The sequence below is a fragment of the Streptomyces californicus genome, assembly GCF_000717645.1.
Lineage (GTDB): Bacteria > Actinomycetota > Actinomycetes > Streptomycetales > Streptomycetaceae > Streptomyces > Streptomyces californicus.
Genome location: NZ_JNZZ01000004.1, coordinates 157,298 through 171,819 on the forward strand (window position 1 = coordinate 157,298; position 14,522 = coordinate 171,819).

The following is a 14,522-nucleotide window of genomic DNA, read 5'->3' on the forward strand; positions in this document are numbered from 1 at the left end:
GTTCTCGCGACCGCCCAGGATGGTTCAGGACCTTTCGAGGACAGAGGACAGGGGAGGACACCCGTGCCGGGTGCACAGTGCCATGCGGTCCGCGTCGCGGTGACCGGGACGGACGTACGACGGCTGCGGGACCGACTGGCCGTGGCGGGCCCGTGGCGGCTGTGGACGGACGACATCCCCGGCGCCGCGACCGGGCCGATCGCCGTACGCCGCCGGGCGAGCGAACTGCGCCGCCCGGTGCGCGGGGACGCGCGCTGCGTGCTGCTGCGGTACGAGGACGGCACGGCCGACCTGGTCGTCGTGGCCCACCGGGACCGCCTGGACGGGCCCGGCCTGCACCACCTGGTGGCGGTCCTGACGGGCGAGCGCCCGCCCTCCCCCGCCCCGCACCCCGCCGCCCCGCGCGCCGGGCTGCCGCCCGTGGCCGCCGCGCCGGACTGGGGTGGCGGCGACCCGTCCTCGACCGCCCACGCCGCCTGCCACGTGGACCTCCCGCTCCCCCACGCCACCGCGCCCGCCGCCCTCCGTCTGCCCGCCCTGGCCGTGACCCTGGCCCGCTACGACGGCCACGGCGCCACGGCGGCGGCCACCGTCGGCACCGACGACCGGGGAGCACGGGAGTACGCCCTGCCCGCATCGGCCACCCTGCGCGATCTGGCTGCCACCGAACCCGCGCACACCGCACACGGCGTGGTCGCCGGAATCCTGGAGGCCGACCCCGGCCCGCCGGCGGATGAACGGCTCCCCTGCCTCGCTCCGCCCTTCCCGCTCACCTTCGTCTTCTCGCCCCTTCCGGACGGCGCCACCCGCCTCTCCTGCCACTTCCGGCTCAGCCATGTCGCGCCGGCGGTCGCCGAGGGGTTCACGCGCCATCTCGCGCAGGTGTACCGGCAGGCCGTGCTCGCCCCGGACACCGCGGTCGCGGACGTGGAACTGCTCGACCGGGACGAGCGGGACCGCGTGGCCCGGCTCGGCCGGCCGGCCGCCGGCCCCGCCCGCACCCCGGACACGCTGCCCCGGGCGTTCGCCCGGGTGGCCGCCGCCGCACCCGACGCCATCGCCCTCTGCGACGGCGGCACCGAGCTCAGCTACCGCGAGCTGGACGAGCGCTCCGCCCGGATCGCGGCCGGGCTGCGCGCTCGCGGGGTGCGCCGGGGCGACCGGGTGGGCGTCTGCCTGGAGCGGTCCGCGGAACTCGTCGTCACCCTGCTCGGTGTGGTCAGGGCGGGCGCCTCCTACGTACCGGCCGACCCGGCCTACCCCACCGACCGTCTCGCCCACACCGTCGCGGACGCCGGACTGCGCGTCGTCGTGACCCGCCTCGCCGAGTTCCCGCGCGAGGGCGGGGCCGTACCCCTGACCCCGGACGAACTCACCGCGCCCGCTTCAACCGAGCGCGCCGGGACCGCCGAGGACGGGCCGGAAGAGCCGGAAGAGCCGTCCGGGCCCCCCGCCCCCGACGACCCCGCGTACGTCATCTACACCTCCGGCTCCACGGGCCGCCCCAAGGGCGTGACCGTGCCGCACCGCAACGTCGTCGCCCTGATCGACGCCACCCGCGACGAGTACGGTCTCGGCCCCGACGACACCTGGACGCTCTTCCACTCGGCCGCCTTCGACTTCTCGGTGTGGGAGATCTGGGGCTGCCTGCTGACCGGCGGACGGCTCGTCGTCGTGCCCTACGCCGTCACCCGCGACCCGGACGACTTCCGCGACCTGCTGCTCGCCCGGCGGGTCACCGTGCTCAGCCAGACGCCGTCGGCGTTCTCCCAGCTCCTGCGGACCGACCACACCGGGCTGCCGGTCCAGCTCGTCGTGTTCGGCGGCGAACCGCTGGACAGCCGCATGCTGCTGCCCTGGTTCGACCGGCACCCCGAGACCACCTGCCGCACGGTCAACATGTTCGGCATCACCGAGACCACCGTGCACGTCACCGCCCAGACGGTCACCCGCGAACTCGCCCTCGCCGGCTCCCGCTCCGTGGGCCCCGCCCTGCCGGGCCGGCACCTGTACGTCACCGACGAACGCGGCCGCCTCGTGCCCCCCGGCGTCACCGGGGAGATCCGCGTGGGCGGCGCGGGCGTCGCCGCCGGGTACCTCAACCGGCCCGAGCTGACGGCCGAACGCTTCCTGCCGGACCCGTACGCCCCCGACGCCCGGGCCCTGACGTACCGCAGCGGCGACCTGGGCCGGATGCGCACCGACGGGCGGCTGGAGCACCTCGGCAGAATCGACAGCCAGGTCAAGATCCGCGGCTTCCGCATCGAGCCCGACGAGATCCGCGCCGTGCTCCTGGAGGACCCGGCCGTCACCGCCGCCGCCGTGGTGGTGCACCGCGACGACCCCACCGACCCGGCCACGGCCCGCCTCGACGCCTACGTGGTCCCGGCGGGCGGCACCGCCGCCGACCTTCAGGGCCTGCGCAAGCGCGCCGCGGGCATCCTCCCCGAGCACATGGTCCCGGCCACGGTCACGGCCCTCGACGCCCTCCCGCTGACGCCCAACGGCAAGCTGGACGCGACACAGCTGCCCGCCCCGGTCCGCTCCTCCTCCTCCGCACGGCCCGCCCCGGAGCCGGACGGCACGGGTGACACCGCCCTCGCCGGCGCCCTCCGGGAGATCTGGGAGACCGTCCTCGGCACCCCCGTCGGCCTCGACGATGACTTCTTCGAGCTCGGCGGGAACTCCCTGTTCGCCGTCCGGATCAGCGCCGCGCTGCGCGCCCGCGGCCTGAAGCCCGTACCGCTGCGCGACCTCTTCCGGACCCCGACGATCCGGGAACTCACCACCTGATCCCCCGCATAACCCCCAGCCCCCGCACTCCACGCCTCCGCCCCGCCCCGATCCGCTACGCTGTTCCCGTCAGCGGTCAGGTCGCACGAACGCCCGCCCGGGAAACCGCAGCGAGCGCCGGCGCCCCCACTGACGAGCGGGCTTGCGCACCGAGGCCACGACCCACTTGCCGGGTCCGATCCGAGGTTCTCCACAAGCCCCTGCCTTCGTAGCTCAGGGGATAGAGCACCGCTCTCCTAAAGCGGGTGTCGCAGGTTCGAATCCTGCCGGGGGCACAGGCAGAAGGGCCAGGTCAGGGCAGACGTCCTTCCTGGCCCTTCTTCTTTGCCCACGGGGCGGGGCGCGAGCCTTCGCGGGGCGGGTGAGGGACAGGCGGCGGCAGTGTGCGGGAACCTCCTCCATCCGCCCCTCCACCAGGGGAGGATGCGGCCATGACGCTCACCGACGTATCCCGTCTGCGGTTGCCGCGTGCTGGTCGTGAGGCTCTTCAGCGGCCTCGGTCGGAGCGGATCGACGGCCATGCCGTCCCCGTGGCCGGTGCGTGGTGGAACGCCGAGCTGGCCGCCGCTCGGCTTCCGGGTGGGCCGGTGGTCGGGCCGGGGGTGGTGGAGTTGAGCCGCGGTGACCTGTTCGCGGACGCCGACCGCCTCGATCCAGGCTGCGACGAGGACGTCCTGCGGTTTCTGTGGCGCGTCCTCGCCTGGGGCAGCGGCAAGAAGCTCCGCCTCAACCGCCGGCGTATACGAGCCGTGGCGGCCGATCCGCCCGGGTCCGCGGCTGCTCTGCGTGCAGCGGTGCACGCCGCCCGGGAGTGCCCCGAACGGGCCTACGAAGCGCTGCGGCCCGGAAACCGCAATGCCATCGCGTACCTGGGTCCGGCCTTCTCGACCAAGGTCCTGTACTTCGCCGGCCGGGGCGCGCTCACACACCCCTGCGCGATCCTCGACTCCCAGGTGGCCGCCACCCTGAAGAACGCCTGCGGGTGGGACTCGCTCGGCGGGAACGGGTGGCCCACCCCCGCCTATGTCCGGTACTGCGAACTTCTGGGGCGCTGGGCCCGGGAAGAGAGCGCGAGGCTCGAACGCCAGGTGGGCGTCGACGAGATCGAACGCTGGCTGTTCCGGCCCTGATCCCCCGTTCCGTACGCCGCCGCCGGGGTGCCGGGGCCGCCCTTCACCGGCCCCGGCCCCGGTCCGGACCCGGCCCGTGCCCGCCCCGCCCCGGGTCCGCCCCTGTCGTCAGCGGGAGTGGAGCAGTTCCTCGATCACGTGGACCGCGATCCGGGCCATGCGCGGGTCCGTCTCGCGGTAGTGCGCCAGTTCCAGCAGGGCGATCGACAGGGCCCAGCCCCGGCCCCGGGCCCAGGTGGCGTCGTCCGGGGCGAGGGCGGTGCGGAAGGTGTCCCGGGCGTCGGGGGCCAGCAGGTACCAGGCGGCGATCAGGTCGAGCGCCGGGTCGGCCAGGCCCGTGCAGCCGAAGTCGATGACGGCGGTGAGGCGGCCGTCGTCGACCAGGACGTTGCCCGGCTGGAGGTCTCCGTGCACCCAGACCGGACGACCCGTGTGCGGTGGGGCGGCCAGCGCCTCCTTCCACTCGGTGGTGGCGGCCTCCACGTCGACCACTCCGCCCACGCTCGCCAGCGCCGTACGGGTCGCCTCGTCGCGGGAGGCCAACGGTTCGGCTCGGTAGGCGGGCGGCGCGTCCTGCGGGTCGATCCGGCGCAGCGCCAGCACGAACTCCGCCAGGTCCGCAGCGAACAGGTCGGAGGACGCCGTGGCGTCGCCCGGGGCCGGGTTCACCCCGTCCAGCCAGGTGTGAACCGACCAGGGCCGGGGAAACCCCTCGCTCGCAGCGCCCTGCGCGAGCGGTGTCGGCACCGGGAACGGCAGCCGCGGGGCCAGCTTCGGCAGCCAGTGGTGTTCGGTCGCCACGTCCGCCGCGCTGCCCTCGGTGCGCGGCAGCCGTACGCTCATGTCCGCCCCCAGGCGGTAGATCGCGTTCGCCGTCCCCCCGGTGCCGGCCGCCTCCACGGGCAGGTCGGACCACTGCGGGAACTGGGCGGCGATCAGGCCGCGTACGAGCGACGGTTCGATGATCATGCGACGATCGAAGCAGGTCCGGCCGGTACGCACAACGGGCCGCCGGCGGTGGGCGCCCGGGGCGAGCGGCACCCCGCGCCCGGAAATTCCGTGGGCCCCGCGCACCCCGTGCGGGAGGATCGGCGACCGTGACCCGTCCGCCGCGCACCCTCGTCCTTCCGCCCCGACTCACCGCGTCCGCCCGTACGTTGCGCGCCGCCGCGCTGCGGCGCGGGCTGCACGTCGTGGAGGCGACCGCCCTCGCCGTACCGGACGGGGTGGCCGCACCGGGCGACGGGGAGGCCGCCGTACATCTGCACGCCGGGCCGTCGTTCGCCGATGCCGTGGCTCCCGCGCTCGGCATCGCCCTGCTGGAGGCGCCCCCCGACTGGCTCGCCCGGCTGCCCCGCGCCCTCACCCGCCGGGACGTACGGGCGATGCCGATCGGGGACGCGTACGGGCTGCGCCGCCCCGCCTTCGTCAAGTCGCCCAACGACAAGGGCATCCCGGCCCTCGTGTACGCGGACGGGTCCCGGCTCCCCGGGCCGGACGCCGTGGACCCGGCGACCGTCGTGCTCGTGAGCGACGTGATGACGTTCGCCGCCGAGTACCGCCTCCACCTGCTCGACGGGTCCGTCCACACCGCCGGGCAGTACGCCGAGACCGGCCGGCTCCGGCTCGGGCCCGCGCACGGCGACGCGCTCGCCTTCGGGCGGGACGTGCTCGCGGCGGCCGCCGACAGCCTGCCCTCGGCCGTCGTCGTGGACATCGGCCGCGACGACGACGGGCGTTGGGCCGTGATCGAGGCCAACGCCGCCTGGGCCAGCGGATGTTACGAAGCCGATCCCGAGCGGGCCCTCGACACCGTCCTCCGCTCCGCCGGGCCTCGTACGGAACTGTCACCGCATGACCGGGAGTTCCTGCGCTGAGCCGTCCGGAGACGGCCCGCCCCGGCCCGCCCCGCGCAGGCGCAGGAGGCGCCCGGGGCGGGCGGCGTCCGGGGCCCGGGAACCGCCCGGGGCAGGAAGCGTCGGTGGCAGGACAGCGTCCGGATCAGCTCAGTTCCTCCGGGCAGGGCGTGCCCGGCTCGAACTGGTACGGGGCCGTCAGCCGGTACACCCCCGGCCTCGGCGCGAGCAGTTCGGTCCACTCGTCGCCGTACGGGCCCTCCTCGACCTTGTTCAGGCAGCCGTGCGTGTTGACGTACGTCTTCGGCGCGGTCTCGTCGTCCTTCGACCGCAGCTTCGACTCCTCGGTCTCCTGCGGCCGCTGCACCACCTTGCCGTCCTCGTCGACCAGGGCGAGCCAGCGCGTGTACGGGATCCGGATCAGCACCCGCCCCGGCGACTTCACGGTGATCGTCACTCCGCCCGCGCCCGCTCGTTCCACCGTCGCCGGCGGGTCGGCGAGCGGCACCGGGTCCAGCACCCGGTACAGCTTCCAGTTCTGGTCGCCCCAGATCTCGCGCAGGTACGGCTGGCCCTGCTCGATCAGCTCCGCCTCCTGGACCGCCCCGTTGTCCGGCCGGTCCTTGGGCAGCACCACGTAGTGCACGGCCCAGCGGTCCAGCCACTCCCGGTAGCTCAGCGGGTCCAGGGTGTCGTCGTAGAAGAGCGGGTTGCGCTCCATGTCGGCCTGGCGGTTCCAGCCGCGCGCGAGCTGGACGTACGGGGCGAGCGCCGAGGATTCGCGGTGGCTGCTCGCGGGGACGACCTCGACCCGGCCGCGTTCGGCCCCCACCTGCTGGAGCTGGTTGACCAGCGGGGCGAGCTCGCGGTTCCAGGACGCGGCGGGGGCGGTGCGGACGATGTCGTCGACGCTCTTGAAGCCGATCCAGAAGTTGAGCCCGGCGAAGGCCAGGACCAGGGCGTACCAGCGGCGGCTGCGCGGCACCGCGTACGGCAGGGCGGCGAGCAGCGCGACCCCGGCGAACAGCATCGCCATCCGCGTGATGTTCGACCCGATCTGCGAGTCGACGACGTACGTGAGCAGCGTGCCGACCCCGTAGACGGCGGCGGCGGTGCGGACGGTGCTCCAGTCGCGCGGTACGAGGACGAAGACGAGCACCGAGAAGAGGACCGGCAGCGCCAGGGTCCCGAGCGACATCGGCTGGGTGCCCGAGAACGGGAACAGCCACGCGGACAGGCCCACCACGGCGACCGGTGCGAGCCCAATCGCGTACGCGCCGGGGCGGCGCTTGTGGAGGAAGAGCGCCGCCGCGACGACCCCCAGGAAGAGGCCGGCGACCGGGCTGGACGCGGTCGCCAGCGCGGCGAGCGGGGCGGCGACGGCGGCCTTGGCCCACCGCTTGTACCGCCACCGGTACGGCCAGCAGAACACCGCCGCCACCGCGCCGACCGCGAACATCATGCCGAGCCCGAACGTCACCCGGCCCGACAGCGCGTTGCACAGGAACGCGAAGACTCCGGCGAGCGCGCAGGCAAGCGGGTTGCGCACGGCCGGGACGCGCACGAGGATCAGCGCGGTCAGCCCGGAGGAGACCGTGCCGACGATCATCATCGTCGTCCGGACGCCGAGCACGGACATCAGGTACGGCGAGACCACGCTGTACGAGACGGGGTGCATGCCCCCGTACCAGGCCAGGTTGTACGCGGACCCGGGGTGCCGGCCCACGAACTCGGCCCAGGCGTCCTGGGCGGCGATGTCCCCGCCGGTGTTGGCGAAGAAGAAGAACCAGAGCACGTGCAGCAGGGCCGCGGCCGCCGTGGCGATGGTGACGGGGTGCCGCAGCAGCCGGTGCGCCCGCTCGCGCGGGGTCTCGGGGGCGGCCGGTGGGGCCGGTGGTGTCGATGGGGTCGATGGGGTCGTCCGGGAGCCGGCGCTATCGGCCGAACCGTGGACGTCGGTGGGCTCCGCGGCCTCGGGGGCGTCGGAGGGCTCCGGTGCGCGGGGGGACGGCACGCGGACGTGCAGGGCGTCTCCCCCGCTGCCCGCGGTCTCGTCCGTCTCGCGGCCGGGCTTCGGCTCCGCGGTGGTCACTACGCCTCTCCCCGTCCTCCGCCGGCCCCGTACGTGTTCGGGGACGCTCACCCCGTACCTGTTCGGGGACGCTAACACGTACCCCCGGCACGTACTCCTGTCATGGGCCGGGAGGGAGGTGGGGGGAGGGAGAAACGGTCCGCTTCTCCCTCCCCCCTTCTCGTCTTCCGGCCCTCGTCTTCCCGGTGCTCGTCCCGCCGGACCTCGCCTTGCCGGACCTCGCCTTGCCGTTCCGGCCGGTCCGGTCGGCCGGCCCTGGTCAGCGGGACCGGTCGGCCGGACCGACCGTCCGCTCCGGTCAGCCGACCCTGGTCAGCTTGTCGCCGAAGGCCGGCTGGGCCAGATCGTCCTGGAGCACCACCGGGGCCGTCATCTTCCCGGTGCCCGTGCCCACGGTCACCATGCCGACCTCGCTCCCGGCCTTCGCGGAGGGGTCGATGCCCTCGCCGTTGTCCGTGACCTCGAGCTCGACCTCCAGGCCGGACCAGCCGACCGCCTTGAGGCTCTTGGTGGCGACCACCGGGGTCTTCCCGCCGAACCCGTTGTCCACGTACCCGACGACGTCGCCCTTCTTCAGGACCGTCGCCGAAGTGGCGGCCTTCTGCGCGTCCTTGATCAGCTTGAGGCTGTTCTGGAGGGACAGTTCCAGGCTGTCGTAGACGCGGCCGGTGCCGGCCTGCTGCCCCATGACCGCACCGTAGATCCACAGCATCTTGCCGTCGACCTTGGTGTTCGCGGACCAGAGCAGGTTGCCGCCGGCGGGGGTGGAGGAGCCGGTCTTGATGCCGCTCACGCCCGGCTGGAGCAGAAGGTTGTTGTTGTTGTAGATCTTGCCGTCTATGCCCTCGATCTCGACCTCGGGCATGTCCACGATCTTGCGGAAGACCTCGTTGCGCATGACCGCCTGGGCCAGCTTGAGCTGGTCGGCGGCGGTGGAGACGGTGGTCTTCTCCAGCCCGCTCGGGTCGGTGTACGTCGACCCCTTCATCCCGAGGTCCTTGGCCGCGTCGTTCATCTTGTCGATGAACGCGTCCTCGGAACCGGCGTCCCAGCGGGCGAGCAGACGGGCCGCGTTGTTCCCCGAGGGGATCATCAGCAACTGGAGCATCTGCCGCTGGGAGAGCTTCTGGCCCTTGGTCAGCGGGGCCGTCGACTCGTCGGGGCGCTTGGACTCGTCCTCCGCCTTCTGGTCGACCGTGATCTTCTCGCCCTCCTCGTCACCCTTGAGGGGGTGCTCCCGGAGGATCACGTACGCGGTCATGACCTTCGCGACGCTCGCGATCGGGGCCGGCTTCTGCGGGCCCTCGGTGCCGAGGGAGCCGACACCGTCCACCATCACGGCCGACTGGCCCTGACCGGGCCACGACAGCTTCGTCTCGCCGCCCTCGAAGGTGTACGTCGGCTTCGCCGTGAGCTCCAGGGACGGCTCCGGAAGCGGGCGGGTCACCTGCACGATCGCAAAGACGATCAGCAGGAGGAGCACCAGCGGGGTCCAGATCTTGACCCGCCGGACGGCGGTACGGACCGGGGTCTCCGGCGGCGGCGGGGTGTTCGTCAGCTCGGCGAGCAGGTCGAGCGGCGGCTTCGGCGGCAGCGGCTGCTGCCGGGTCCGCTCGGCGGCGGCCCAGGACGGGGCGGCGGGGGCCGGGGCACCGGCCTCCGGGGTACGCGCGGGCGTCCCGGTCCCGGCGTCGGCCCCGTTCGCCGCACCGGCGGTTCCGGTCGCCGCACCGGTCGTCCCCGCCGTCGACCCGGCTTCGGGCTTGCGGGGTGCGGTGGGCGTGCGGACGTCGTCGGAGCGGAGCGGTACGAAGGTGCTCGTGCGCTCGGCGTCGCTCTCGGGCTCGGCGGCGCTCTTGCCCCCGGGCTGTGCTGCTCCCGGCTTGGCGGCGGGCTTGGTTCCGGTTCCGGGGTCGCGCGGCAGCTTCAGGGCGGTCGTCGCCTGGTCCACCCCGCCGGTCCCCTTGGCACCCGGCTTGACCGCCATGAAGACAGCGGTGGGCTGGTCTATCCCCCGCAGGTCGGAGCCGCCACCGGAGTCCGCGGCGGAGTCGCCGTCCGAGTTCGAGTCCTTGTCGGTGTCGGCGTCGGTGTCCTTGTCGGAGCCGCTGTCGGCCGTCGACCGGCCGGCCGGTACGGGCTTCGCCGCAGACTCCGGCTCACCGTCCCGCTCGTCCTGCCCGGCCCGCTTCTCCCGCCCGGCCGACGTGCCCTGCTCAGCCTTCTCAGCCTTCCCGGGCTTCTCGGCCTTCGAGGTCGATCCCGGCTTCGGCTTCTCGTCCGTCTCGGCGTCCGCGTCGGCGCCTGCTTCGGCATCGGCATCGACCCAGGCGGCGACCGCTGCACGCAGCCGACCGTCCCCGTCCGCAGCCTCGGGCTCGTCCCCGTCCGCCTCGCCCTTCGCGGGCGCCGCAGCCTCGGAGCCGTCAGCAGCGTCAGCGCCGTCAGCGGTCTCCGCGCCGGACTTTTCCGCGTCAGACTTCCCGGCGTCGGACTTCTCCGCGTCCGCAGCCTTCTCGCCGGCCTCCGGGCTCGCGCTGCCCCGAGCGGCTTCCGGCGCCTTCGCGGGCTCCTCCGCCTCCCCGGCGCCCTCCGAGGCCGTGGCAGTGGCCTCAGGCGCGCTCTCCGGCTCCCGCGCGGCCTCCGGCCCGCCCTCACGCCCGTTCCCGGCGTCGCTCCCGGCCTCGGACGCGTTCTCCGCCGCGGAGGACGCCTCGCCGCCGGACACGGCCTCGGGCTTCGCGTCCGCCTCCACCTCCGCCTTCGGCTCGCGCCGGGCCCCGTCCTCCGGCAGCCGCGGCCGGAACACCGCGGTCGCCGTGTCCGACGTGGCACCCGAACCCGCTCCCGTACCCGAGCCCGCGTCGGCATCCGAACCCGCGTCGGCGCCCGTACCGGCGTCCGCGCCCTCGGTCTCCGCCTCGTCCGCGGCCTCGCCGGGGTCGCGGAAGACGGCGAAACGCGGGTCGCGCTCCTCCGCAGCCGTCCCCGACGACGACTTCCGCTGCTCCGTTTTGTCGGGGGACTCGCCCGCCACCGATGCCTCCTCATGCGCTGCGGGGCCGCCCCGCGCTGTCCGAACCATCTACCAGTGTCCCTGTGTGAACCCTTGGCCCAGCTGCTAGACGAGAACGACATACCTACTGGTTCCCATACATAGCGGTCAGGCGCTCTCGACAGATGAATGTGAGAGGGGTCACCCTGTCAGACATCCACGCGGGGAGGCATGGATGGGCAGGAGCCGCAGAACAATCCCGGAGGAGCTTCTGTTGCTCGCTCTGGACCCGACCACGGGTACCACAGCGCAGCCGCAGTCGCTCGACCTCGGCCTGGCCGGGGCACAGCTAGTAGAGCTGGCTCTGGCAGGACGGATAGCCCCTGACGGGGATCGTATCGCCGTGGTGATGCCACGGCCGACAGGAGATCCGACTCTGGACTCCGCACTGGAGCTGCTGCGCCGTCGTGGCAGCCCGGTCCGGGCGGTCCACTGGATAGGAGGGCCCCGACTGGGGCTGCGCCAGATCTACCTCGCTCATCTGGAGCGGTGCGGCATGGTTCACGCCGTGGCGGGCCAGATGTGCGGAGTGCTGCCGACGACTCGCTACCAGGCGACGGACACGGCGATCAGCCGGGACATCAGAAACCGGCTGGACAGTGCGATCCGCACCGGCGTACCGCCGGACCCGCGGACCGCGGCGCTCGCCGCACTGGCCCACGCGGTCGGACTCGGCAAGCACCTGTACCCGGGCAACGAGGGACGCTCATCGCGTTCCCGGCTCCGGGACCTGATCAGGCACGACCCGATGGGCGGCCTCGTGGCGCACGCCGTGATGGACGTCCAGAACGGGGTGGCGGTCCAGCCACGCCGTACGCAGCAGGCAGCGGGCGTTCCGTTGCAGCCGCAATCACAGACCCGCCGCAGCAGCATGGCGCACACCGCCGCGAGCTGACCGCACGGGTCCGGGAACAGCACACCGCCGTACCGCCGTCCGACGCGTCACAGGACCCGGTCCGGGAGCCGCACCACGCACGGGGCAGCCGGTAGCCACCATCACCGGCTGCCCCGTGCGCATGCGCGCCCTCCCGTGCTCCGGTGCGCACGCCCCCGCGCCCCTGTGTGTGACCGTTTCCCAGCGCGGCCGGGGCAAGGGGTGGCAATCTGCTGAGCAGTAGATACGCACAGCTACATAGCCGGAGGTGCCGTTTCCGTGCCGTCCAACGTCAATCCCACTGTCAGGCGACGCAGGTTGGGCCAGGAATTGCGCCGCCTGCGCGAACTCAAAGGCATGACGGCCGAGGAAGTCGCGGAGCGGCTGCTGGTGTCGCAGTCGAAGATCAGCCGGCTGGAGAACGGCCGCCGTTCCATCAGCCAGCGCGACGTGCGCGACCTCTGCGGGGTGTACGAGGTCGAGGACCACCGCATCGTGGACTCGCTCATGCAGATGGCGAAGGACTCCCGCCAGCAGGGCTGGTGGCACGCCTTCGGCGACATCCCGTACAGCGTCTACATCGGTCTGGAGACGGACGCGGAGTCGCTGCGGGTGTACGAGCCGCAGATGATCCCGGGCCTGCTCCAGACCCGGGCGTACGCGGAGGCGCTGATCAGCGGCGCGCTTCCCGAGGCCCCGCCGTCGGACATCGAGAAGCGCGTCAACGTACGGTCGCGGCGCCAGGACCGCGTCAACTCTCCGGACAACCCGCTGCGGCTGTGGGCCGTGATCGACGAGTCGGCGCTGCGCCGGGTGGTCGGCGACAAGCAGGTGATGCTGGACCAGTTGGAGCACCTGGTCGAGCAGTCGCACCTCCCGCACGTCACCGTCCAGGTCCTGCCGTTCGACATGGGCGCCCACCCGGGCATCAACGGCCAGTACGCGATTCTGGAGTTCCCGGACGCGGCGGACTCCAGCGTCGTCTACATCGAGGGCGTCACCAGCGATCTGTACCTGGAGAAGGCGAACGACGTGCAGCGCTACAGCGTGATGTACGAGCACCTGCGGGCGCAGGCGCTGAACGTGGAGCAGACCCGGGAGTTCATCAGCAAGATCGCGAAGTCGTACACCAGCTGAAGGACCCGCGGATGCACACCGGCTGCAGGACGGCGGGTTCGCGGCGCGCGAGCGGAGGACCCGAAGCGGAACTCCGGGGATGCCATTCGGGTGGGCGGCGGAATGGTACACCGCCGCCTACCCACTCAGGAAGGACAACCAGGCGAAGACCGCCCGGACGAGTGAACGGCCATCTCATGGACGGGGCTTGGCGAGTAGCGTCGATCACGCCAATCGGAATCAGGTTGGTGCGACTCACCCAACTCTCTGAACCGGAGTGAACATGGCAATTCTTCAGGGTGCTACGGACACGTGGACGAAGTCGTCGTACTCCGGGGGCAACGGCGCGTGCGTCGAGGTCAAGTCCCCGGCGCAGGCCATCGCCGTACGCGACTCGAAGGCCCCCGAGGGTCCCTCGATCACCTTCATCCCCGGTGCGTGGAACGCGTTCGTGCGCGATGTGGCCGCCGGCACGGTCGACGCCTGACCTGCTCAACACCCCGCGCACCACGCCCCACTTGCGTTACCGCCCCACCTGATGGAGCCCTCTCGACCGGTTCGCCGTCCTGGCCGAGGGGGCTCGACACGTTCCGGGGCAGGCACCTCCCGGGCTCGGCATGTTCCGGTACCGACACTTCCGGGCCTCGACACGTTCCGGGACCGGCGCATGCGCTTCCGGCCACCACGCGCCCGCCCCACACCGCCCCTCTCCCCTCTCCTCCTCGCTCTCCCCCAGCAGCGGCGTCACCGCAACTGGTCGACGTACCGGTCCGTCCCCGGCACGGTCGGTACGAACGGGGCCACCAGCTCGACCCGCCCCAGGCCGCTCTCCTCGACCGCCGCGTCGAGGCCGGTGAAGCGGCTCGCCCAGCAGCTCCGCGGGTCCTCCTGGAGGAACCACAGCAGTGTCAGCCGCGTGTCCACCCCCTCGACCTGCTTCACGTACGTCATCCGGTCACCGGGCAGGGGCGTCGGCCGGAACACCATGACCATCGCCGCCGGTGATCCCGCCAACAGCTTCGGAAGGTGACGGGACCGCAGCCACTCCAGCAACTCCTCTCGCTGTCGCGGCCCTTCGGCGTCGACGACCTGGAGGACGAGACCGGCGTACGGGTGGTCGAGCGCGTGGAAGTCCCGGGGGCCCGCCGCCCCGTCGCGGTAGACCGTGGCCTCGTGGTCCTGGAAGGCGGTGAACACGTGGGTCCGGTCCTGGTAGACCCGGCCGTCGCGATTCAGCCGCCGGTTGATGGCGACGGTCCACTTCATGTGGTCGTCGTAGCGCCCCTCGGTCACCCAGTACGTGGAGAGGTAGCAGCCCGCGCCGACCGGCCGGGCCACCGCCGACGTCTCCGGGTAGCGCAGTTCCTGGAGGTCCTTGGGCGCCACCCAGCGCCGCCCGGCGAAGATCCAGGGCATCGCGGTCGCGCCCGCGTAGTAGTGGTCGTCCTCGTACCAGCGGTTGTACGCGTACTCATGGCCCGGATGCGGTTCGACCAGGGTGATCAGCGCATGCCCGGGGCGGACCCCGTACGGCCCCGCCCCCGCCAGCTCCGCGTACCGCTCGCTCCCCGTTCCGGCGTCCTCGCTCATCGGGTCTCCCTTCCCC

General features: G+C 73.0%; 10 protein-coding genes and 1 tRNA gene. 7 read left to right on the top strand and 4 right to left on the bottom strand.

Features of this window, described 5'->3' with window-relative positions:
- Positions 1-63: 63 nt before the first annotated feature.
- The 3 genes from IF19_RS0107365 to IF19_RS0107375 all read left to right on the top strand — a co-directional run bounded on the left by IF19_RS0107365 (position 64) and on the right by IF19_RS0107375 (position 3,923).
- A complete protein-coding gene (locus IF19_RS0107365) occupies positions 64-2,793 on the top strand; it encodes a non-ribosomal peptide synthetase (RefSeq protein ID WP_030289900.1) in 2,730 nt (909 codons plus the stop codon).
- 202 nt (positions 2,794-2,995) lie between these two features.
- Positions 2,996-3,068, top strand: a tRNA-Arg gene (locus IF19_RS0107370).
- 156 nt (positions 3,069-3,224) lie between these two features.
- Positions 3,225-3,923, top strand: a complete 699-nt coding sequence (locus IF19_RS0107375; protein WP_030115626.1) for an 8-oxoguanine DNA glycosylase OGG fold protein — start codon at positions 3,225-3,227, stop codon at positions 3,921-3,923.
- A gap of 108 nt (positions 3,924-4,031) precedes the next feature.
- Here the strand turns inward: IF19_RS0107375 and IF19_RS0107380 are convergent, their stop codons facing one another.
- Positions 4,032-4,892, bottom strand: coding sequence for an aminoglycoside phosphotransferase family protein (locus tag IF19_RS0107380; RefSeq protein ID WP_030276210.1), 861 nt, complete (start codon positions 4,890-4,892; stop codon positions 4,032-4,034).
- A gap of 128 nt (positions 4,893-5,020) precedes the next feature.
- Between IF19_RS0107380 and IF19_RS0107385 the strand changes: the two genes are divergently transcribed.
- Positions 5,021-5,800 (top strand): ATP-grasp domain-containing protein, encoded by a 780-nt coding sequence (locus tag IF19_RS0107385; RefSeq protein WP_030276212.1) that lies wholly within the window; start codon positions 5,021-5,023, stop codon positions 5,798-5,800.
- Between the two features lie 124 nt (positions 5,801-5,924).
- Here IF19_RS0107385 and IF19_RS0107390 read toward each other — a convergent pair whose 3' ends face one another.
- Both IF19_RS0107390 and IF19_RS0107395 read right to left on the bottom strand, forming a co-directional pair.
- On the bottom strand, positions 5,925-7,871 hold the full coding sequence (locus tag IF19_RS0107390) for a membrane protein (RefSeq protein ID WP_030115631.1): 1,947 nt from the start codon (positions 7,869-7,871) through the stop codon (positions 5,925-5,927).
- A 298-nt stretch (positions 7,872-8,169) separates the two neighbouring features.
- Positions 8,170-10,908: a serine hydrolase gene (locus tag IF19_RS0107395; protein ID WP_030276213.1), complete on the bottom strand. Its 2,739-nt coding sequence runs from the start codon at positions 10,906-10,908 to the stop codon at positions 8,170-8,172.
- A gap of 193 nt (positions 10,909-11,101) precedes the next feature.
- On the opposite strand from IF19_RS0107395, the gene IF19_RS0107400 reads away from it, so the two are divergent.
- The 3 genes from IF19_RS0107400 (at position 11,102) to IF19_RS0107410 (ending at position 13,403) form a co-directional block, all read left to right on the top strand.
- On the top strand, positions 11,102-11,821 hold the full coding sequence (locus IF19_RS0107400; protein WP_030115634.1) for a GOLPH3/VPS74 family protein: 720 nt from the start codon (positions 11,102-11,104) through the stop codon (positions 11,819-11,821).
- A gap of 258 nt (positions 11,822-12,079) precedes the next feature.
- Positions 12,080-12,937, top strand: coding sequence for a helix-turn-helix domain-containing protein (locus IF19_RS0107405; RefSeq protein WP_030115635.1), 858 nt, complete (start codon positions 12,080-12,082; stop codon positions 12,935-12,937).
- 262 nt (positions 12,938-13,199) lie between these two features.
- Positions 13,200-13,403, top strand: a complete 204-nt coding sequence (locus IF19_RS0107410; protein ID WP_030115636.1) for a DUF397 domain-containing protein — start codon at positions 13,200-13,202, stop codon at positions 13,401-13,403.
- A 257-nt stretch (positions 13,404-13,660) separates the two neighbouring features.
- Here IF19_RS0107410 and IF19_RS0107415 read toward each other — a convergent pair whose 3' ends face one another.
- Positions 13,661-14,506, bottom strand: coding sequence for a hypothetical protein (locus tag IF19_RS0107415; protein WP_030115637.1), 846 nt, complete (start codon positions 14,504-14,506; stop codon positions 13,661-13,663).
- Positions 14,507-14,522: the final 16 nt, after the last annotated feature.

What these genes read in the sequence shown, in the direction of transcription:
- IF19_RS0107375 (WP_030115626.1), top strand. Translation starts at nt 3,225, where the DNA reads ATGACGCTCACCGACGTATCCCGTCTGCGGTTGCCGCGTGCTGGTCGT.
- IF19_RS0107380 (WP_030276210.1), bottom strand. Translation starts at nt 4,892, where the DNA reads ATGATCATCGAACCGTCGCTCGTACGCGGCCTGATCGCCGCCCAGTTC.
- IF19_RS0107400 (WP_030115634.1), top strand. Translation starts at nt 11,102, where the DNA reads ATGGGCAGGAGCCGCAGAACAATCCCGGAGGAGCTTCTGTTGCTCGCT.
- IF19_RS0107410 (WP_030115636.1), top strand. Translation starts at nt 13,200, where the DNA reads ATGGCAATTCTTCAGGGTGCTACGGACACGTGGACGAAGTCGTCGTAC.
- IF19_RS0107415 (WP_030115637.1), bottom strand. Translation starts at nt 14,506, where the DNA reads ATGAGCGAGGACGCCGGAACGGGGAGCGAGCGGTACGCGGAGCTGGCG.